This window comes from Streptomyces candidus (genome assembly GCF_014207445.1).
In the GTDB taxonomy this organism is placed as follows: domain Bacteria; phylum Actinomycetota; class Actinomycetes; order Streptomycetales; family Streptomycetaceae; genus Streptomyces; species Streptomyces candidus.
This window is the reverse complement of the sequence record NZ_JACHEM010000003.1, coordinates 309,935-329,864: the sequence shown is the minus strand read 5'-3', so window position 1 is coordinate 329,864 and position 19,930 is coordinate 309,935. Positions and strand designations below refer to the sequence as shown.

20 protein-coding genes are annotated in these 19,930 nt (G+C 71.6%); 8 read left to right on the top strand and 12 right to left on the bottom strand.

What is annotated here, in order from left to right:
* Positions 1 to 146: 146 nt before the first annotated feature.
* From HNQ79_RS07480 to HNQ79_RS07460, 5 genes are all read right to left on the bottom strand, one after another.
* A complete protein-coding gene (locus tag HNQ79_RS07480) occupies positions 147 to 1,547 on the bottom strand; it encodes a hypothetical protein (RefSeq protein WP_185028242.1) in 1,401 nt (466 codons plus the stop codon).
* Complete coding sequence (locus HNQ79_RS07475; protein WP_185028742.1) at positions 1,547 to 2,302, bottom strand: RNA polymerase sigma factor; 756 nt, start codon at positions 2,300 to 2,302, stop codon at positions 1,547 to 1,549. Before HNQ79_RS07475 ends, HNQ79_RS07480 begins: the two co-directional genes overlap by 1 nt.
* Positions 2,303 to 2,609: 307 nt before the next feature.
* Entirely contained in the window at positions 2,610 to 3,170 is a 561-nt protein-coding gene (locus HNQ79_RS07470; RefSeq protein WP_185028240.1) for a hypothetical protein, read from the bottom strand.
* 204 nt (positions 3,171 to 3,374) lie between these two features.
* Positions 3,375 to 3,887: a hypothetical protein gene (locus HNQ79_RS07465; protein ID WP_185028238.1), complete on the bottom strand. Its 513-nt coding sequence runs from the start codon at positions 3,885 to 3,887 to the stop codon at positions 3,375 to 3,377.
* Between the two features lie 160 nt (positions 3,888 to 4,047).
* Positions 4,048 to 5,745: a beta-N-acetylhexosaminidase gene (locus HNQ79_RS07460; protein WP_185028236.1), complete on the bottom strand. Its 1,698-nt coding sequence runs from the start codon at positions 5,743 to 5,745 to the stop codon at positions 4,048 to 4,050.
* 107 nt (positions 5,746 to 5,852) lie between these two features.
* Here HNQ79_RS07460 and HNQ79_RS07455 point away from each other — a divergent pair, with 107 nt between their 5' ends.
* The 5 genes from HNQ79_RS07455 to HNQ79_RS07435 all read left to right on the top strand — a co-directional run bounded on the left by HNQ79_RS07455 (position 5,853) and on the right by HNQ79_RS07435 (position 10,131).
* Positions 5,853 to 6,497, top strand: a complete 645-nt coding sequence (locus HNQ79_RS07455; RefSeq protein ID WP_185028234.1) for a 2-oxo-4-hydroxy-4-carboxy-5-ureidoimidazoline decarboxylase — start codon at positions 5,853 to 5,855, stop codon at positions 6,495 to 6,497.
* 205 nt (positions 6,498 to 6,702) lie between these two features.
* Entirely contained in the window at positions 6,703 to 7,083 is a 381-nt protein-coding gene (sdhC, locus tag HNQ79_RS07450) for a succinate dehydrogenase, cytochrome b556 subunit (protein WP_185028233.1), read from the top strand.
* 8 nt (positions 7,084 to 7,091) lie between these two features.
* Positions 7,092 to 7,571: a succinate dehydrogenase hydrophobic membrane anchor subunit gene (locus tag HNQ79_RS07445; RefSeq protein WP_185028231.1), complete on the top strand. Its 480-nt coding sequence runs from the start codon at positions 7,092 to 7,094 to the stop codon at positions 7,569 to 7,571.
* A 23-nt stretch (positions 7,572 to 7,594) separates the two neighbouring features.
* On the top strand, positions 7,595 to 9,349 hold the full coding sequence (gene sdhA, locus HNQ79_RS07440) for a succinate dehydrogenase flavoprotein subunit (protein WP_185028229.1): 1,755 nt from the start codon (positions 7,595 to 7,597) through the stop codon (positions 9,347 to 9,349).
* Complete coding sequence (locus HNQ79_RS07435; protein WP_185028227.1) at positions 9,349 to 10,131, top strand: succinate dehydrogenase iron-sulfur subunit; 783 nt, start codon at positions 9,349 to 9,351, stop codon at positions 10,129 to 10,131. The genes sdhA and HNQ79_RS07435 overlap by 1 nt, the downstream gene beginning before the upstream one ends.
* Positions 10,132 to 10,254: 123 nt before the next feature.
* Here the strand turns inward: HNQ79_RS07435 and HNQ79_RS07430 are convergent, their stop codons facing one another.
* The gene (locus HNQ79_RS07430) at positions 10,255 to 11,820 is read right to left on the bottom strand and encodes an ABC transporter substrate-binding protein (protein WP_185028225.1); all 1,566 of its coding nucleotides are present in this window, start codon (positions 11,818 to 11,820) and stop codon (positions 10,255 to 10,257) included.
* A gap of 244 nt (positions 11,821 to 12,064) precedes the next feature.
* On the opposite strand from HNQ79_RS07430, the gene HNQ79_RS07425 reads away from it, so the two are divergent.
* Positions 12,065 to 12,451 (top strand): SdpI family protein, encoded by a 387-nt coding sequence (locus HNQ79_RS07425; protein WP_185028223.1) that lies wholly within the window; start codon positions 12,065 to 12,067, stop codon positions 12,449 to 12,451.
* Positions 12,452 to 12,513: 62 nt separating this feature from the next.
* On the opposite strand, the gene HNQ79_RS07420 is transcribed toward HNQ79_RS07425, so the two are convergent.
* Positions 12,514 to 13,806: a metallophosphoesterase gene (locus HNQ79_RS07420; RefSeq protein WP_185028740.1), complete on the bottom strand. Its 1,293-nt coding sequence runs from the start codon at positions 13,804 to 13,806 to the stop codon at positions 12,514 to 12,516.
* A 14-nt stretch (positions 13,807 to 13,820) separates the two neighbouring features.
* Positions 13,821 to 14,066, bottom strand: coding sequence for an SCO4848 family membrane protein (locus HNQ79_RS33500; protein ID WP_229923337.1), 246 nt, complete (start codon positions 14,064 to 14,066; stop codon positions 13,821 to 13,823).
* A gap of 157 nt (positions 14,067 to 14,223) precedes the next feature.
* On the opposite strand from HNQ79_RS33500, the gene HNQ79_RS07415 reads away from it, so the two are divergent.
* A complete protein-coding gene (locus tag HNQ79_RS07415) occupies positions 14,224 to 15,471 on the top strand; it encodes a D-alanyl-D-alanine carboxypeptidase family protein (RefSeq protein ID WP_373312510.1) in 1,248 nt (415 codons plus the stop codon).
* Here the strand turns inward: HNQ79_RS07415 and HNQ79_RS07410 are convergent.
* The 4 genes from HNQ79_RS07410 to HNQ79_RS07395 form a co-directional block, all read right to left on the bottom strand.
* The gene (locus tag HNQ79_RS07410) at positions 15,419 to 16,339 is read right to left on the bottom strand and encodes a YihY/virulence factor BrkB family protein (RefSeq protein ID WP_185028219.1); all 921 of its coding nucleotides are present in this window, start codon (positions 16,337 to 16,339) and stop codon (positions 15,419 to 15,421) included. The two genes, HNQ79_RS07415 and HNQ79_RS07410, sit on opposite strands and share 53 nt — an antisense overlap.
* A 5-nt stretch (positions 16,340 to 16,344) precedes the next feature.
* On the bottom strand, positions 16,345 to 16,791 hold the full coding sequence (locus HNQ79_RS07405) for a GtrA family protein (RefSeq protein ID WP_185028217.1): 447 nt from the start codon (positions 16,789 to 16,791) through the stop codon (positions 16,345 to 16,347).
* Positions 16,792 to 16,819: 28 nt separating this feature from the next.
* Positions 16,820 to 17,737 carry a decaprenyl-phosphate phosphoribosyltransferase gene (locus HNQ79_RS07400; protein ID WP_229923359.1) on the bottom strand — a complete coding sequence of 306 codons (918 nt, stop codon included), beginning with the start codon at positions 17,735 to 17,737 and terminating at the stop codon, positions 16,820 to 16,822.
* A 103-nt stretch (positions 17,738 to 17,840) separates the two neighbouring features.
* The gene (locus HNQ79_RS07395) at positions 17,841 to 18,365 is read right to left on the bottom strand and encodes a phosphatase PAP2 family protein (RefSeq protein WP_185028216.1); all 525 of its coding nucleotides are present in this window, start codon (positions 18,363 to 18,365) and stop codon (positions 17,841 to 17,843) included.
* A 175-nt stretch (positions 18,366 to 18,540) separates the two neighbouring features.
* Here HNQ79_RS07395 and dprE1 point away from each other — a divergent pair, with 175 nt between their 5' ends.
* Positions 18,541 to 19,914 (top strand): decaprenylphosphoryl-beta-D-ribose oxidase, encoded by a 1,374-nt coding sequence (gene dprE1 / locus HNQ79_RS07390; protein ID WP_185028214.1) that lies wholly within the window; start codon positions 18,541 to 18,543, stop codon positions 19,912 to 19,914.
* Positions 19,915 to 19,930: the final 16 nt, after the last annotated feature.

Genomic DNA, 19,930 nt, shown 5'->3' with positions numbered 1-19,930 from the left:
AGGGAGAAAGAGGCGCGGACGGGACCGGGGGAACGGATCCCGCCCGCGCCAGGTGCGCAGAGCCGCAGGTACGGGGGGAACCCCGGCTCGTGCGCAGCCGATGACCAGTCGGCTCACTCAGTACTGCGCCGTCGCGCCGAAAAGTGTCACACCCGTGCGCGCGAGGGGCCCGCGAGCGGTACGGACGGCACATGCGCGGCGGACTCCGCCTGTGCGCGCCGAGGCGTCGGGGCGCTCTCGTCGAAACCCTGAAGGACGGCGGAGCTGCGGTTGACGACGGAGCTCCGCTTCGCGGCGCTGTGGCCACTGCCGAGCTGGCCGTTGCCCTTGCCGTCCCCGCTGTCGCCCCTGCCCTTGCCGTCGCTTCCGTTTCCCTCGTCCGGAGCGTGCCCGCCGGCCCCGCTTCCGCTTCCGCTTCCGTTTCCGCCGCCCTGGTTCCCGTTGTCCTGGCCGTCGCCACGGGGCGGCCTGGGGGCGGGGCGGGTGCCGTTGCCCTTTCCGCCCAGCAGGTCGTCGCAGAAGCGGGTGATGCGGCCGGCGCCCCTGGCCTCGGCCTCCAAAAACGTCCGGAGGTTGTCCGGCAGGCGGTTGGCCCGGTAGTCCCGGCAGGCCTTGACCGCGTGCTGCCGCCGGTCGCCCGACGGCCTGCCCCGCCCGTCGGAGGCGTTGGGCTGCCCGGCGTCCGAGGAGCCGGACGCCCCGGCCGAGTCGGACGCGCCCGAGGCACCGTCCGCACCGGAGGAGTCGGACGAGCCGGGCCCGCCGGTGGCCGGGCCGGTGCCCGCGCCGTCGGTCGCGCCGTGCGCGCCTCCCGCGTCGGAGCCTCCGCCGGACACCCCGGCGCTCGCTTCCGTACCGGCCGGCGCGTTGTCGCGACGGGGGTCGGCGGAGCTGCCGCCGGGCTGTCCGGGGCGTTCCGGATCGGTGTCCGGCCGGGGGTGCGGATCGTTGTCGGTGGATTCCGTTTCCTCGGGATCCGCCGCCGCGGAGACGGAGGAGGCGGGCTCGGGGCCGCCGAACGGGAACGGCGACGGCAGGACGCCCACCCCGGCGGCGACGGCCACCCCTCCCAGCGCACCGGCCGCGAGTGCCGACACCACGCCTATCCGCATCGGCCGCGCCCAGCGGGAACGCCGACGGGCCGGCGCGGTACCGGCCCTGGACTGCCGGAACGCGGCCAACGCGGCTGCTTCGCCCGGGAGTTCACCGCTACCGGTCGTACCGTCGGCCGTGCTGCCCGACCCTGCGAGGCCTGCCCCGGAGCGCAGCACGGCAAGCGCCTCGGCAAGCCGCTCGGCCTCGGCGCCCCCGGCCTGCGCACGACCCGCCGCACCGCCGGTCCGGCCCTGCGGACCCGCACCCGTGGCACTGCCCGCGCCTGCGGCACGATCCCCGCCGTCGGTACGACGCGCGCTTGCGGCGCCGCCCGCACTCCCGGCGTGAGGCGCGTCACCAGCGCCGTCCGCACCGTCCGCGTGGCCTGCCTCGCCGCGCAGCAGACGTTCCGCCACGTCCTCGTCAAGCCACTCGTAGCGCTCGTCGGCCATCACATGTCCTTCTGCGTCCGCGCGCGCGATTGCGTCACACCCTTGCCCCCGTGCGCACCGCGCGCCGGCCCCGCCACCGCGGCCGGACGCCGGCCCCGTTGCAGCGGTACACCTTCCAGTTCGGGCGATGGTACGGACGTACCGCCCCCCTCCGCCCGCCCCTCCGCCGCAGCCCCGGCGGGCGGTCCGCCCGCCGGCTGCCCGTCCTGGCCGCCCAGGAGTTCCGCGAGCCGCTTCAGCCCCCGGTGCGCGGCGGTGCGCACCGCGCCCGGCCGTTTGCCGAGCGTCTGCGCCGCGCTCTTCGCGTCGAGTCCGACCACCACGCGCAGCACCACCGCCTCCGCCTGGTCCTGCGGAAGCTGGGCGATGAGCGCCATCGTGTCGTGGGTGGCCAGGGACTCCATCGCCTCGCCCACGGTGTCCGATTCGGCCGGTTTCTCAGTGAGTTCGGTGTCGTCGCCGCCGATGGCGGGGCGGCGGCCCCGCATCCGGATGTGGTCGAGCGCCCGGTTGCGGCCGATGCGCGCGGCCCAGCCCCTGAACCGGTCGGCGTCGCCGCTGAACCGGTGCAGGTCGCGCGCTATCTGCAACCACGCCTCGGATGCGACGTCCTCGGCCTCCGGCTCGCCGACCAGTGTGCGTATGTAGCCCAAAAGCCGTGGATGCACGGCGCGGTACACAGTCCGGAAGGCCTGCTCGTTCCCGTCCTGCGCCGCGAGCACCGCGGCGGTCAGCTCCGCGTCGTCCCCCAGCACTATCTCAACCTGTCCCCAGTCGATGCTGGTCTCCCTGGCGCACCACCCCAGCGCGAATGTGCACGCTACGACGTCAACGGGCGATTCGTCCATGACTTGTACAACGCGCAACGACCTGCTGACACAGCGGGGTGTGACAGAAAACGCATCCCCGGCGCAGTACGGAGTACGGGCTCGTCGCACAGCCCGTACGGACAGACGGCCGGGGTCACTCCTGTGGGGGGTGGCGGCCCCGGCCGTCCTTCCGGCACATCCGCTCCGGCCGGGGAAGGCCCCGGCGCAGTCCGCTCGCACGCGCGGGGCGCCGTTACCGCCGCCGGGCCCGTCGCGCCGCCGCCGCGCGCAGCACGCGTTTGCCCTCGTCGGACTGGACCAGGACGGCGCGCAGGCCGTCGCCCCCGGCGGCGAGCAGGTCCAGCAGACGTTCCTGGCGGCGGAGTTCTCCCGTGGCCAGCGGGCCGCCGTCGGGGTCTCCGTCCAGGTAGCGGTGCACCGCCAGGGCGGCGGCCGAGCAGGCACCCGCCCACCGGTGCAGTTCCGCCGCCTCGTACACCCGGGGGACGTCGGCCGCCCGGCGCAGTTCCGCCACCGGGCCGGGGTGCGGGCGGCCCTCGGCGGCCCGTACGACACCGACGGCGGCGGCCCGCAGCCGGCCGAGCCACGCATCGCCGCCCTCTGCCGCCTCCCAGAGCGGGCGCAGTGCCGCTCCCGTGTCGACGGCGAGGGCGGCGCCCGTACCGTCCTCGACGTACTCCAGGAGCGGCAGGCAGCGGTCCAGGCAGGCGAGCGCGCTGATGCCGAGGCTGCGTTCGTCGGCGCGGGCGAGCCGCTGTGTCAGCTGGGTCGGTACCACCAGGGGCAGACTCATGCGTTCTCCTCGGTACGACGACACGGCGGCCGTACGGCGGGCAGCGGCGCGACGAGTCGTACGGCAGTCGGCGCGGCGGGGCGTGGACGGCGGCTGTCCGGGTCCGTCCGATACGGACCCACTGCTCCCGTCTGCGTACCGGCGCCCGATTGCGTCACAGCGAGCGGCGGCCCGGACCGGGCACCGGGGCCCGCCGCCGGAACGTCACTGCTGTCGTTCCAGCCCCAGTACGTCCAGGAAGTAGCCGAACAGTTCCTCCGCCAGCGGGTCCGCCTCCGCGGACAGCACGGTCACCAGTGGCTCCAGCTCCACGGTCTTCCCGGCCTCCGCGGCCCAGGCGACGCCCTTCTCCGCGGCGTCCTGCGGCGACAGGAACAGGTCCTCCAGCAGCAACCCGTCCGCCTGGAGGTAACCGGCCATCGCCTCGCGCCCCAGGCACGCGAACCACGAGCCGCCGTCCGGCATCGCCGCTTCCACGACCACGCAGTCGCTGCCCATCACGAAGGCGAAGAGGGCGGGCGCCCCGGTCTCGCGGCACACGCCGCGCGCCAGCGCTCCCATGTCGCCGACCTCGAGCTCGCTGGGGCGCTCCCAGACCTGCCAGCCGCCCACCCGCTCGTCGTAGAGCGCGAGATCCTCTCTGACCTCGGACAATGCTTCCAGTCCCGAGAGCGGCCCGGTGTTCTTCCCCACGACGAAGTAACCCCAGAAACCCATTTGCTCCACTCCCCCCACGCGCTGATCCCAAGAAGCTCAAGCCTCACCCGAGCTGGGCCGTAACGGCCAGTTGCGCACGTATCCACCACAGCCCTGGCACATTGTGCCCACACGACGGGGGGTCATGGCCATCGAGGGTCACGAAAAGCGCCTCACCCACTCATTCCACCTCACCTGCCAGCTCCTTGAACCCCTCCCAGTCCAGCGCCGGCTTCTTCGGATCCCAGAGCTTCTGTGCCGTCGCGAACAGCGGCAGGCGGATGCCCCGGGCGACCTGGTCCTGCGTCTGCGCGCCGTGCAGGTCGCACCAGACGGCGAACTGGCCGCCGGTGATCTGGGCGTCGTAGCGGGCCGGGACGGCCTCGCCGCCGCGCAGCACGCGCGGGTGCCACTCCTCGTAGATGCGGCGGCCGGTGGGGTACCGGAAGGTGTTGGGCTCGCCCAGGACGTAGTAGAGGTACTCGTCGTTGACGTTCAGGACCCTGCGGCCCTCCCGCAGGTACTCCAGCGGCTTGCGGGCGCCGATCTCCTTGCCCGTCCAGTACGCGACCTCGCGGGACTTCGGCGCGTCGACGACGCCGCCCGCGAAGTAGCCGTCGTTCCAGGCACGGACGTCGGTCTTGCCGTGCCCGGCGATCACGGCTGCCCGGTCGTTCAGCCAGCCGGTCGCCAGGTCCTGCACCCGGGCCCTGGGGCCGTACTTCCGTTTCGCCTCGCGGGCCAGCCGCGGGTAGGTGGCCTCCGGGTCGTCCACGGTCAGCGCACGGTACTCGTCGCCGCCCAGGTGCCAGTACGTGCCGCGGAAGAGCCGCGCGTACTCGGCGAACAGTTCGTCGACGATCCGCGCCGCCTTCGGGTTCGCGATGTCGACGGCGCCGCGCGACGGCTTGCCCGAGACGCTGCGGAGCTGCAGGTCGGGGTGGGCGGCGATGACCGCGCCCAGGTGGCCGGGCGAGTCGATCTCGGGGATCACCCGGATGTGCCGGGAGGCGGCGAGGGCGACGATGCGGCGGACCTCGGCATGGGTGAGGTGGCTCTCGGAGACGATCTCGGGGTGGGAGGCGGAGGCGATGCGGAAGCCCTGGTCGTCGGAGAAGTGCAGGCCGAACTCGTTGAGCTTGAGGTCGCCCATCTCGCGGATCCGGTCCTCGATCCACTCCGCGTCGAAGTGCTTGCGGGCGGTGTCCAGGGCGAAGCCGCGCCGGGGCTTGGCGGGGGCGTCCCGCAGCACCCCCTCCGTCAGCCCGCCACCGGAGCGCACCGCCTGCTTGAGAGTGCGGGTGCCGTAGAAGACGCCCGCCTCGTCGCCGCCGGTGATCCGGACCCGGCCGTCACCCGTCGTCACCGTGTACGACTCGGGGGTACGGGAGACGCCCGCGACCCCCGGTGCGCCCAGCACCAGCTCGACGTCGCCCGGCCGGGCCGCGACGCCCTGTGCGTACCGCTTGCCCAGTTCGCCCGCGAGCAGCCGTCCCTCGTCGGCGAGGGCGTGCTCGCTGCCCGCGGCGACGACGACCCGGGTGGAGGCCAGGGGCCGCCAGCCCTGCCCGCCGACCGGCCGCTGCTCCCGTACGAGGGGCACGGACCGGGCCGGGCCGGTCACCGGACGGGCGGAGACGCCGGGCGAGGACGGCGCGGCGGCCTTCGCGTCGCTCCGCGCGCTCTCCGAGGGGGCACCCTCCGACCAGGCGGCCTCCGCCGGTCCTGTCGGCCGCCCCGTCGCGTCGGGCCAGGCCGCCACCGTCACCGTGGCCGCCGCACCGATCACGACGGCGGCCCCGACGGCCAGCGCCGCGCGCGGCACCCGGCTGCCCGGTCCGCGCGAACCCGGCCGTTGCGTCTCTCGGGAATCACTCATGCGCACTCAACTTTCGCTTCTGTCGCATACCGTACCCAATTCACCCGAAAGAGGGAGTTTTCCCTGGTCGCGCTGTCCACTCCGCGCACATAAACCCTCTCGTTCGGATGAAATTCGTGCATTCGTCGGACGCTTGCTTCGTCCCGTCGATAGCGTTTGCGACCCCGCCATCGACCGGGCCGCCCGCGATTCGAGGAGTTCCGCTGCACCCCTCCGTCTCCCTTACAACGAGCGGCCGTGGCGGCCGGAGCCCCCTCACCTCACTCGACGGGTTCAACGCCGCCCCGGCGGACGCCGCCGAGGCGGCCCTCCTGGCCTGCTGCCGCAGCCACCGCTGGGCCGCACGGGTCGCCGCACACCGCCCCTACCCGGATCCGGCGTCGCTGCTCGCCGCCGCCGAGGAGGCCTCGTACGACCTGTCGGGGGAGGAGGTGGTCCGCGCGCTCGCCTGCGAAAAAGCGCCCGCTCCCGGCCCGGACGCACCGCCGTCGGCGCGCACCGCGCTGCACGCCGCCCGTGCCGCGTACGAGAGCCGCTTCGGGCACGCCTTCGTGATCTGCCTGGACTCCTATCCGCCCTCCCGGCACCTGGACCGGACACTGTGGGCCATCCGCTACCGGTTGGGCAACGAACCCGACGAGGAGCGTGCGGTCGCCGCCGACGAGCTGCGGCTACTGGCCCGCGGACGGCTCGCCCGGCTCGTGGGGGAAACCGGGCCTTCGGGCGCCGGGCCCGTGCCGGTACCGCGGTGACCCCTTCCAGCAGCCTCGCCGCGGGCTTTCCCGGTCCCCTCCGTTGCGCTGTTGGACTGCCTGTTTGATCACACCGGGGGCCCCCGCGCGAGGGAACCGACAACTCGTCGCTACGATGACCGGGGCCGGTGGACCGTACCCGGCCGGGTCAGACCGACATAACCAAGCCGGCCGACCCCAATCCCCGCTCCCGGAGGGTATTTCCGTGCCGGCTGGAACGCTGTATCGCGGCCGGGAAGGCATGTGGTCCTGGGTGGCTCATCGAGTCACCGGCGTCCTCATCTTCTTCTTCCTGTTCGTACACGTCCTCGACACCGCTCTCGTCCGCGTCTCTCCCGAGGCGTACGACGATGTCGTGGCCACCTACAAGACCCCGCTCGTAGCGCTGCTCGAATACGGGCTCGTCGCCGCCATCCTGTTCCACGCGCTGAACGGCCTGAGGGTCATCGCCGTGGACTTCTGGTCCAAGGGCCCCCGCTTCCAGAAGCAGATGCTCTGGACAGTCATGGGCATCTGGATCGTGCTGATGGTGGGCGCCCTGTACCCCGTGCTCGGTCACGCCGTACGCGAAGTCTTCGGGAGCTGAGACAACACATGTCCGCAGAGACCTCTTCCGCAGGCGTCGGCCCCGTCGAAGGCGTGAGCCTCTACGACGTCGACAACCCGGCGCCCGTCATCGAGCCCCCGCGCAAGCGCACCTCGAAGACCCCCCGCACCACCCGCACCAACTTCGAGCTGTACGGCTGGCTGTTCATGCGGCTGTCCGGCATCGTGCTCGTGGTCCTCGTCCTCGGCCACCTGCTGATCCAGCTCGTGCTGGACGGCGGCGTGTCCAAGATCGGCTTCGCCTTCGTGGCCGGCCGCTGGGCCTCGCCGTTCTGGCAGGCCTGGGACCTGATCATGCTGTGGCTGGCCATGCTGCACGGCGCCAACGGCCTGCGTACCGTCATCAACGACTACGCGGAGAAGCCCAAGACGCGCTTCTGGCTGAAGAACCTGCTGTACACCGCCACGGTGTTCACCGTCCTTCTGGGCACGCTGGTGATCTTCACCTTCGACCCGAACATCCGCTAGGCCCGGGGCTGAGGCAACCACTCATGAAGATTCACAAGTACGACACCGTCATCGTCGGCGCCGGTGGCGCGGGCATGCGCGCGGCCATCGAGTCGACCAAGCGCAGCCGCACCGCCGTGCTGACGAAGCTCTACCCCACGCGTTCCCACACGGGCGCGGCGCAGGGCGGCATGGCCGCGGCGCTGGCCAACGTGGAGGAGGACAACTGGGAGTGGCACACCTTCGACACGATCAAGGGCGGCGACTACCTGGTCGACCAGGACGCCGCCGAGATCCTGGCGAAGGAGGCCATCGACTCCGTTCTCGACCTGGAGAAGATGGGCCTGCCCTTCAACCGCACCCCGGACGGGACGATCGACCAGCGCCGCTTCGGCGGTCACTCCCGCAACCACGGCGAGGCCCCGGTCCGCCGGTCCTGCTACGCCTCGGACCGCACCGGCCACATGATCCTCCAGACGCTGTACCAGAACTGCGTCAAGGAGGGCGTGGAGTTCTTCAACGAGTTCTACGTGCTGGACCTGCTGCTCCAGGACGTCGACGGCGTCCAGAAGTCGGCCGGCGTCGTGGCGTACGAGCTGGCCACCGGCGAGATCCACGTCTTCCAGGCGAAGTCGATCATCTTCGCCTCGGGCGGCACCGGCAAGTTCTTCAAGGTGACCTCCAACGCGCACACCCTGACCGGTGACGGCCAGGCCGCCGCCTACCGGCGCGGGCTGCCGCTGGAGGACATGGAGTTCTTCCAGTTCCACCCGACGGGCATCTGGCGCATGGGCATCCTGCTGACGGAGGGCGCCCGCGGTGAGGGCGGCATCCTCCGCAACAAGGACGGCGAGCGCTTCATGGAGAAGTACGCGCCGGTCATGAAGGACCTCGCGTCCCGTGACGTCGTGTCCCGCTCCATCTACACGGAGATCCGTGAGGGCCGCGGCTGCGGTCCCGAGGGCGACCACGTCTACCTCGACCTCACGCACCTGCCGCCGGAGCAGCTGGACGCCAAGCTGCCGGACATCACCGAGTTCGCCCGTACGTACCTCGGCATCGAGCCGTACACGGACCCGATCCCGATCCAGCCGACCGCGCACTACGCCATGGGCGGCATCCCGACGAACGTCAAGGGTGAGGTCCTCCGCGACAACACCACGGTCGTTCCCGGCCTGTACGCCGCCGGCGAGGTCGCCTGCGTCTCGGTGCACGGCGCCAACCGCCTGGGCACCAACTCGCTGCTCGACATCAACGTCTTCGGCAAGCGGGCCGGCATCGCCGCCGCCGAGTACAGCCACTCCAACGACTTCGTCGAGCTGCCGGAGAACCCGGCCTCACTGGTCCAGGAGCAGGTCGAGCGGCTGCGCAACTCCACCGGCACCGAGCGCGTGGCCGCGCTCCGCCTGGAGCTGCAGGAGACGATGGACGCCAACGTGATGGTGTTCCGCACCGAGCAGACGATCAAGGCGGCCGTCGCGAAGATCGCCGAACTGCGCGAGCGGTACCTGAACGTGTCCATCCAGGACAAGGGCAAGCGGTTCAACACGGACCTCCTCGAAGCCGTCGAGCTGGGCAACCTGCTCGACCTGGCCGAGGTCATGGCCGTGTCCGCGCTGGCGCGCAAGGAGTCCCGCGGCGGTCACTACCGCGAGGACTTCCCGACCCGCGACGACGTCAACTTCATGCGCCACACCATGGCGTACCGCGAGGTCGCGGCCGACGGCACCGAGTCGATCCGGCTCGACTACAAGCCGGTCGTCCAGACCCGCTACCAGCCGATGGAGCGTAAGTACTGATGGCTACCCCGACATTGGACAAGGCGGAGAAGTCCGGCAAGGGCGCGCCCGAGCCCGGCTTCGCCGACTCCCCGTACATCAAGGTCACCTTCCGGATCCGCCGCTTCAACCCCGAGGTGTCCGAGGACGCCCAGTGGCAGGACTTCGAGCTGGAGATCGACCCGAAGGAGCGTGTCCTCGACGCCCTTCACAAGATCAAGTGGGACCAGGACGGCACGCTCACCTTCCGCCGCTCCTGCGCGCACGGCATCTGCGGCTCGGACGCGATGCGGATCAACGGCAAGAACAGGCTCGCCTGCAAGACGCTGATCAAGGACATCAACCCGCACAAGCCGATCACGGTCGAGGCCATAAAGGGCCTGACGGTCCTCAAGGACCTGATCGTGGACATGGACCCGTTCTTCCAGGCCTACCGCGACGTGATGCCCTTCCTCATCACCAAGGGCAACGAGCCGACCCGCGAGCGCCTGCAGTCCGCCGAGGACCGCGAGCGCTTCGACGACACCACCAAGTGCATCCTGTGCGCCGCGTGCACGTCCTCGTGCCCGGTGTTCTGGAACGACGGCCAGTACTTCGGCCCGGCGGCGATCGTCAACGCGCACCGCTTCATCTTCGACAGCCGTGACGAGGGCGGCGAGCAGCGGCTCGAAATCCTCAACGACAAGGACGGCGTGTGGCGCTGCCGCACCACGTTCAACTGCACGGACGCCTGCCCGCGTGGCATCGAGGTCACCAAGGCGATCCAGGAAGTCAAGCGCGCGCTGATCACGCGCCGCTACTGACCTTCCGCCGCAGCCCGCAAGACGCACCGCACCACGCGCCGTACGCGACGTGAGGTACGGGAAGGGCCCCGGCCCCCGGTCACTCACCGGCGGCCGGGGCCCTTTCGCATCGCTCCGCGGCCCCTACAGCCGGTGCAGCTCCCACAGCCGCCAGATGCCCGTGCCGTCCGACAGGTACTGGGCGCCGCCGACCTGGTTGCTGCTCAGCACGTAGTCCTTGGTCTGCCACAGCGGCAGCAGCGGCACGTCCTGGGCCACGATGCGCTGCATCGCCTTGAAGTCGCCGACGGCGTCCGAGCGGTTGGAGGCGCCCTGGGTGCGGATGATGAGCTTCTCGACGTCGGGGTTGACGTACCCGTTCGCGTTGCTGTTGCCCTTGCCGACCAGGGGCTGGCTGTAGTTGTCGGGGTCCGGGAAGTCGGCGACCCAGCCGATGTTGTACGCGTCGTACTTGCCGGCCTTGTAGTCCGCCTGGAAGTCGTCCCAGACCTTCCGCTCGACGAGTTCCACCGCGAAGAGGCCGCCCAGCTCCAGCTGCCTCTTGAGCTCCTCCGCCTCGGGCCTGGTCGCGCCGCCCGTGGCGAACCCGAGCGAGAACTGCACCGGGAGCCGCACGCCCGCCTTGCGCAGCTCCCCCTGCGCCTTCGCGAGGTCCGGCTTGGGGGCCCGGTCGAAGAACGGCGTGCCGTGGGCGAGGACGCCCTTGGGGATCACGTCGTACAGCGGGTCGACGGTGTTGTGGTAGACGTCGATCGCCAGCTTCGGCCGGTTGACCAGGTACGACACCGCACGGCGCACGGACGCGTCCTCGAAGGCCGAGCCCTTGCGCACGTTGAAGACCATGTTGCGGATCTCGGTCGCCTCCACCTCGCTGATCCGCACGTTCGGGTCACCGACGGCCAGGTTGGCGAGCATCCTGGGCGGCAGCTGCCGGTGCGTGACGTCGACCTCCTTGGTCTCCCACGCCTTCTGCAGCTCCTTGGACTCCGCGTAGTAGTGCACGTCGATCGGCGCGCCGACCTTCGCCACGGCCCCCCGGTACGTGCCGCTCGGCACGAGGCGGGCGAGCCTGCCCTTCTCGTACGAGGCCATGGCGTACGGTCCGGAGCCGTCGACCCCGGGGTCCTTGCGCTCGCCCTGCGCCGGGTACTTCGTACGGTCGACGATCGACCCGCCGCCCGAGGCGACCTTGAACGGGAAGGTGGCGTCGCCGGTGTGCAGGTTGAACGTCACCGTCTGCCCGCTCACGGACACCGACTTCAGCGACGTGAACAGCGAACGCGGGCCCACGTCGGGCCCGTTGCGCAGGATCCGGTCGAAACTGAACTTCACGTCCTCGGCGGTGAGCTTGTTCCCGTTGGCGAACGTCAGGTCGTCCCGCACCTCGCACTGGTACGTCATCAGCTTCTGCCCGACGAACCTGCAGCTTCCCGTCTTCGCCGCGTCCTCGGTCGGCGTGGCGGAGCCCGTCCTGAGCGTCAGCAGCGACTGGAACACATTGCTGTACAGCGCCCAGGAGCCCGCGTCGTACGCGTAGGCCGGATCCAGTGAGGTCGACTTGTCCGTCGTGCCGACGCGGATCGCCGGGACGTCGCTGTCGTCCGACGACGGGAGGAACTGCCACCCCCCGACGGCTGCGGCGGCGACCACGCCCGCCGCGACGACGACACGCAGACGCACGGAACCCATCGACGGCATAGTGCCTGGCTCTCCTCGCAGTACCCCCGCCCAGGGACGGCGGAAGTGCACACGCCCGCCCCACGATTCGTTCACCTAATCACACGAATTGGGCCCACGGAAGGGGCGTTTCTTTCGTGAGCGACGCTTGTGGGCACAGATTCGGTGGAGTGCTGATCACTCGGGGACAGAATCGCGATGTCATGGCACGTCTCGGCACGAAGACGTCGGCATCGCTGCCAGGGGGAGGCAAGTCATGGACATGGTGGGTCTGTTGGTCTTCGGAGCGGGACTGCTCTGGATGGGCGTGATGGTCCACCTCGTGCGGAACCACGTCACGAAGGGCGGTATGGGCCGCAACTCTGCGATCGGCATCCGGACCAGGGCGACGACCTCCTCGGACGCCGCGTGGGAGGCGGGCCACGCCGCCGCCGCTCCCCTGCTGACGGCGACCTGCCGGGCGGCGTACACGGCGGGCGCGCTGACGTGGGTGTCGGTCCCCGTACTGACGCTCAGCGGCAGGGCGACCCCCGCGGTCGTCGCCCTGCCCGCGTGCGGGACCGTCGCGGTCGTCGTGCTGCTCGCGGTGGCGGCGGGCAGGGCGAACGCGGCGGCGCGCGCGGCCGGGGACGCGGACGGCTAGCCGGATCGGACGGCCGGCCCTGCTCGGCCTCCCGGCCCGGCGCGCCCGCGTGGGGTGGGCTGTCAGGCCTGGAGGGACGCCAGTTGCACGAGAGTGATGTCGGCGGGGGCTCCCACCCGGACCGGCGGCCCCCAGGCACCCGCGCCCCGGCTGACGTAGAGCTGGGTGTCGCCGTAGCGGTCGAGACCGGAGACGGTGGGGTTGGCGAGGGCGGCGACGAGGTTGCCGGGCCAGAGCTGGCCGCCGTGGGTGTGACCGGAGAGCTGGAGGTCCACCCCGTGGCGGACGGCCTCGTGGATCTGTACGGGCTGGTGGGCCAGGAGGACGGCGGTACGGGTGCGGTCGCGGTCGCCCAGCGCCCGGCCGAAGTCCGGCCCCTGCCCCGTGGGTTCGCCGCCGATGTCATTGACTCCGGCCAGGTCGAAGGCGGGCAGGGCCGTACGGGCGTTCTCCAGGGGACGCAGGCCCAGTTCGCGGAGGTGGGCCAGCCAGGGGGTGACGCCCGCGTAGTACTCGTGATTGCCGGTGACGAAGAAGTTGCCGTCGCGGGAGCGGAGCCGGGCGAGCGGCTCGGCCGCCCGGCCGAGGTCCTCGACGCTGCCGTCCACCAGGTCACCGACGACGGCCACCAGGTCGGGCTGGGTGGAGTTGACGGCGTCGACGATGCGCTGGGTGTGGGCGCGGCCGAGGATCGGTCCCAGGTGGACGTCGCTGACGACGGCTATGCGGTAGCCGTGGGCGGAGCGGGGGAGCTTGGCGAGGGGGACGGTGACGCGTTTGACGCGGGGCCCGGAGAGGACGTTGTGCGCGCCGTACGCGACGGTACCGACCGCGGCCGTCGCGGCGGAGGCTCCGACGGCCCTGGAGATGAAGAGGCGGCGGCTGGGGGCCGGCCCGGGGCCGGGGACCGGCGCGGCGTCGGGCGCGGGGTCCGGGGCGGGCGTGACGTCGGAAGCCGGCGCGGTCCCGGGAGCAGGCGCGGGGGCGGGCGCGCCCTCGGGGCCGGCCGGGGCGGGGGGTGCCGCGTCCGCCGGGGAGTTGTCGCGGCGCAGCAGGACAGCCCGGACGAGTTCACCGGCGAGGAGGGCCAGGGTGACGTACAGGAGGAGGGCCAGCCAGAGGTAGCCGGGCCAGGCGACGAGTTGCTGGAGCCGGAAGGGGACGCCCGCGCGGGCGGAGACGAACGCGCCGAGCGAGAGGAGGGGCAGGACGGTGACCGCCACCGTGCCCGCGCGGCGGATGCGCCGGCCCCGTACGGAATCGGTCGTCGTGTCGCGGATCAGCCGCAGCCAGACGTAGCGGTGGACCGCGGCGAGCAGGGCGAGTACGCACAGAAGGATCAGGACGGCCACCACGGTCACGGAATCCCCTACGCCTTTTCGCGGCGCAACGTGCGCACCGAACGGAACCCGATCACACCGATGCCCGTCCCCAGAAGAAAGGACGTCACTGCGAGCAGCAGGTGGACCCAGAAGTACCCGGTCGGGTCACCGGCGTCGTCGAAGGCGAGGCCGCTCCCGTCCTTGATCAGGTTTTTGACGAAGGTGACCCAGATGAACCAGCTCCACACGCCGAAGGCGAGCAGGAACCAGGACAAGGAGCGGTTGAGCTTCATGGGGCCAGTATCGCCGTCCGGCCTCCTCCCCTTGCCACGGGGGGCGGCGGCCCGTGGGACGGGCGGGGCGGGAGGGCTTGGGCTGTCCCGGCGGCTGTTGCGGCGGGTCCGTACCGCGCTGACGGGTTCGACGTGTGCGCCCTGTACGTTCTCGTCCGTGTCTGCCGTGAAACGGACCGCGCTCGCGGTCGCCTCCGCCGCCCTGCTGCTGCCCACGATCGCCGTTCCGGTGACGGCCGCTCATGCCGACGGCAGGAAGCCGGCGTCGGACGACAAGCCGAAGCCGCCGCCCGTCATGTCGACGGTGGGCGGGGAGCGGCTGGGGCTGCCCGGTACCCAGGTGAACCTGGCGCCCGGGGTTCCCGTGCTGCCCAAGGCGCTGTCGGGGCGGTCGTGGATCGTCGCGGACGCGGAGAGCGGGCAGGTGCTGGCCGCGCACAACGCGCACTGGCGTCTCGCCCCGGCGTCCACGCTGAAGATGCTGTTCGCGGACACGGTGCTGCCCCGGCTGCCCAAGGACCAGGTCCACACGGTGAAGCCGGAGGAGCTGACGGGGGTCGGTTCGGGGAGCAGCAAGGTAGGGGTGAAGGAGAACCACACCTACAAGGTGCACGACCTGTGGCTGGGAGTGTTCCTCCGTTCGGGGAACGACGCCGTGCACGTGCTCACGGCGATGAACGGCGGGCCGGCGAAGACCGTCGGGGACATGAACGCGCACGCGCGCGAGCTCCAGGCCGTCGACACGAAGGTCGTCTCGCCCGACGGGTACGACGCGCCGGGGCAGGTGAGCAGCGCCTACGACCTCACGCTGATCGCCCGCTCGGGCATGCAGAAGAAGGACTTCCGGGAATACGCCTCCACGGTGCGCGCCCGGTTCCCCGGCGGGATGAAGGACGGGAAGCGCGAGGACTTCGAGATCCAGTCCACCAACCGGCTGCTGACCGGGGAGGGGGCCGACGTCGACCCGTACCCGGGCATCGCGGGCGTCAAGAACGGCACCACCACGCACGCCGGCTCCACCTTCACCGGAGTCGCCCAGAACCGCGACCGTGTCCTGCTGGTGACGGTGATGAACCCGCAGTCCCACGAGAGGCAGGCCGTCTACAACGAGACGGCCCGGCTGTTCGACTGGGGTTTCGCGGCGGCGGGGAAGGTCAAGCCGGTGGGCGAGCTGGTCCCGCCGAGGTCCGCGGACCTCCGCTCCGGGAAGAACGCACCTCCGTCCGGCAAGGCGGCCAAGAGCCCGGCCCCGGTCGAGCTGGCATCCGCCGAGGACGGTTCCAGTGGGATGGGGATCGCGCTCGCGGTGGCGGGCGGGGTGCTCCTGGTGCTGGCGGGAGCAGTGTTCCTGGTCAATCGGCGGTGGCCGGTGCCCGCCCTGGCGCGTCGGGCGCCCCGACGCTGACGGCGGGCTTCTCCTCCGAGGCGTGCGGCGCCGCCGTCCAGGCGGCGCAGCACAGCATCAGTTTGGCGGTGAAATTGATCCACAGCAGCAGGGCGACGGGCACGCCGAAGGCGCCGTACATGCTCTTGGACGCCACTCCGCTCATGTAACCGCCGAGCAGCATCTTCAGGAGTTCGAAGCCGACCGCGCCGATGAGGGCGGCGGTGATCAGGCGGTGGCGTTCGGGGTGGACGCCGGGCAGGAGGGTGAGGACGTAGAGGAGGAGCAGGAAGTCGGCGGCGACGGCCACCAGCAGGGCGGCGATCCGCAGCAGTACGCCGCCTGCGCCGCTCTCCGGGATGTCGAGGGTGCGGGCGGTCCAGCCGACCGCGGTCGAGCCGACGGTGGAGGCCAGCAGCGAGCCCAGGCCGGTGCCCCCCAGGCCCAGCAGCACGAGGGCGTCCTTGGCCTTGCGCACGATCGGGTTGCCGGTGTCGGCGTCGTCCAACTGCCATACCGCGCGCAGGCATTCGCGCATCGAGCCGACCCAGCCGATACCGGTGAACAGCAGCAGCGCGCCCGCGACGAGGCCGACCGTGCCCGCGTTGGCGATGAGCGCGTCGATGTCGAGCTGGTCGGAGATGCCCGGGACCTGTTCGGCGATGCTGCTCTTGAGGTCGCGGATCTGCTGCTCGGAGAGGAAGGCCGCGCCGACCGCCGCGGCGACGGTGATCAGGGGGAAGAGGGCCAGGAAGCTGATGAAGGTGACCGCGGCGGCGAGCCTGCTCCAGTGCGCCCGGTCGAGGGTCTCGTACGTGCGCCAGGCGTGCGTGCCCATCAGGCGCGTGACGAGCGGCCCGATGACGGGGAGATTCTTCAGCCAGTCCATGTCCCTTATGTACCTGCCTGTCGGTGTGTACGGAAAACCAGGGTTCTCGTACCCCAGAAACGGAGGCAGGTCGCGAGGGCCATGCCGATGACGGACCCGGAGAGCGCGTCGGCGCGGGGGGACGTCAGGCCGAGGCCGTGGTGGGAGACGGCGAGGCACGTCAACTGGACGGCCGCGCCCGCCGCGTTGACGGCGAGGAAGACGCCGTACCGGCGGAGGCGGGAGGTCCCGGCCGCCCGGTCCCCGGCGGTGCTGTGCCGGTACGTGCCCAGGGCGTTGCCCGCGTACGCGACCGTGCATCCGGCGAGGAAGGCGACGGCCTTCGCGGCGAGCGGGTCCCAGTCCAGGGGGCCGCGGAACCAGACGAAGAGGGCGAGGTCGACGAGGTAGGCGCAGCCGCCGACGGCGGCGAAGGAGCGCAGTTCGGACCAGTCGGGTGTGCTGCGGGGCATCGGGCCGGCTCCTGTTTCTCGCGGGTCGTCACAGGCCGGCGACCGCCAGTGCGTACAGCGCCGTCCAGAGGAGGCCGATGAGCTGGAGTCCCCGGTCGCTCAGGACGACGTCCTCGGGGGCGCCCGCGGTGCCCCGGTCGGCGAAGACCGCGTATCTGAGCACTCCGGCGATGAAGCCGATCATGGAGATCTCGCGCCAGGGCAGCAGGGCGCCGTCGTCCACGCTGCCGCGCTCCAGGGCCCAGAGGCAGTAGCCGAGGACCGAGACGCCGGCCGCCAACTGCCAGACGAAGCGCAGGTATCCGGTGGTGTATTCGCTGAGCAGGGCACGGGTGCTGCCCTTGTGGGCGCTGTCGGCCAGCTGCACGGCTTCGGAGTAGCGCTTCGCCGAGACCATGAACAGCGCGCCGAAGCCGGTGGTGATCAGGAACCAGCGGGAGAGCGGGATGCCGAGGGCGATGCCGCCGATCATCGCGCGCATCAGGAATCCGGCCGTGACGACGACGAGGTCCACGACCAGGACGTGCTTGAGGCGCAGGCAGTACGCCATCTGCATGACGACGTAACAGGTGAGGAGGGCCGCCGTGAGCGGGTTGCACAGGAGGGCCGCGGCCGTGGGGGTCGCGACGGCCAGGACGGCACCGGTGGCGTGGGCGACCGGCACGGGTACCTGGCCGGCGGCGACCGGGCGGCGGCACTTGGTGGGGTGCGCGCGGTCGGCCTCGGCGTCGAGGGCGTCGTTGATCAGGTAGACGGCGGACGCGGCAGCCGTGAACAGGACGAACACCAGGGCGAGTTGTACGGCGGCGTGGGCGGAGAAGAGCTCACCGGCGGCGGCGGGCGCGGCGAGGACAAGACCGTTCTTGATCCACTGTCGGGGGCGCGCGGTGCGCAGCAGTCCCAGCGGGAGGGCGAGCGGGCGCAGGGCGCGGCGCTGCGGGGGCAGGGCGGCGGCGGACGCCTCCGGGCGACGGTCCTGCTGCTTGTCGTGGCGGTCCTGGTGGTCCTGGTGGTCCTGCTGCTTCTCCAGGAGGGGGGCGACGGTCGGCTCAGGCACCGGTGGCCCCCCGTCCCGCGGCCAGCCATGTGGCTCCGAGGCCCGCGGTCAGTCCGCCGAGCAGCGCACCGGCGGCGACGTCGCTCGGGTAGTGGACGCCGACGACCAGCCGGGAGACGCACATCGCGGCGGCCAGCGGTGGCACGACCCGCCGGGCGACGGGGCTCAGAGTGCCGAGGGCGACGGCGGCGGCAGCGGCCGAGGCGGCGTGCGAGGAGGGGAAGGAGTGCCGCCCGAGGGTCTTCACCAACGGCTGATGGGCGGCGAGCCGGGGACGGGGCCGGCGCACGGTGCGCTTGACGCCCATGCTCGCCGCCTGAGCCGCGGCGATCAGTGCCGTACCGCGCAGCCAGGCCGCCCGCCGGTCGCGGTCGAGGGCCGCGCCGGTCAGCCCGGCGGCGAGCCACAGCGCGCCGTGTTCGCCGCTGAAGGAGAGCGCACGCGCGGCGGCGGCCACCTTGGGGTCCGTTCCGCAGTCGCGCATCGCGGACAGCAAGCGGTGGTCCACTTCTCGCATCTGTCATCCCTCGGATCGGGTGGGCGTGGCCGGGGGGCGCACGTCAGGGGTGACTCTTGTCTACAAAAAGCAAATATTCATGACATTCCGGATTGACACCCCAATCAACCACCCGTTCCGCCGAAACAGGGTCCAACTCGGCGAAAAGCGGCATTTCTCCGGATACCGTCACGCCATGCCTGACTTCATCACCGCGCTCTCCGTCGACGACTTCGCCTCCGTGACCGGTTGGGGACGCACCGCCCCGACGACCGCCCTGGTGGTCCGGCCCCGTACGTACGAGGAAGCGGCGGCGGCGGTGCGCGGCTGCGGGACCCGCGGCTCGATCGCCCGGGGCCTGGGGCGGGCGTACGGCGACGCCGCGCAGAACGCGGGCGGCTCGGTGCTCGACATGACGGGTCTCGACCGCATCCGCACCGTCGACGCGGACACCGGAATGGTGGTGTGCGACGCGGGGGTGAGCCTGCACCGGCTGATGGAAGTGCTGCTGCCGCTGGGCTGGTTCGTGCCGGTGACGCCCGGCACGCGGTACGTCACGGTGGGCGGGGCGATCGGCGCGGACATCCACGGCAAGAACCACCACGTGTCCGGCGGCTTCGCCCGGCACGTGCGGTCGCTGCAGCTGCTGACGGCGGACGGGCAGGCCCGGACGGTCCTGCCGGGCACGGACCTCTTCGACGCGACGGCCGGCGGCATGGGCCTGACCGGGGTCATCCTCTCGGCGACGATCCAACTCCTGCGCGTGGAAACCTCGTTGATGTCGGTCGACACCGAGCGGGCCACGGACCTCGACGACTTGATGACACGGCTGACCGAGACCGACCACCTCTACCGGTACTCCGTCGCCTGGATCGACCTGCTCGCCAAGGGTGCGGCGACGGGGCGCTCGGTGCTGACGCGCGGCGACCACGCCCCGCTGGACGTGCTGCCGCCCCGGGCCGCCCGCCACCCCCTGGTGTTCCGGCCGGGGCAGCTGCCTGCCGCGCCCGCCTTCGTACCGGAAGGGCTGCTGGGGAAGCGGTCGGTGAGCCTGTTCAACGAGCTTTGGTACCGGCGGGCGCCCCGGGCCAGGACCGGTGAACTCCAGAAGATCTCCACGTTCTTCCACCCGCTGGACGGGGTGCCGCACTGGAACCGGATCTACGGGCGCGGCGGCTTCGTCCAGTACCAGTTCGTGGTGCCGTACGGGCAGGAGGAGGCGTTGCGGCGGATCGTCATGCGGATCTCGCGGCGCGGCTGCCCGTCGTTCCTGGCGGTCCTGAAGCGGTTCGGACGGGGGGACTCCGGGTGGCTGTCCTTCCCGGTGCCCGGGTGGACGCTGGCCCTCGACATCCCGGCGGGCCTGCCGCGCCTGGGCGTCTTCCTCGACGAACTCGACGAGGAGGTGGCCGCGGCGGGCGGACGGCTGTACCTGGCGAAGGACTCGCGGGTGCGGCCCGAGACGCTCGCCGCGATGTACCCGCAGATCGACCGGTTCCGTTCCCTGCGCGCCGAGCTGGACCCCCACGGGGTCTTCACCTCGGACCTGTCCCGGCGCCTCGCCCTCTAGCCCGACGGCCCCGCGG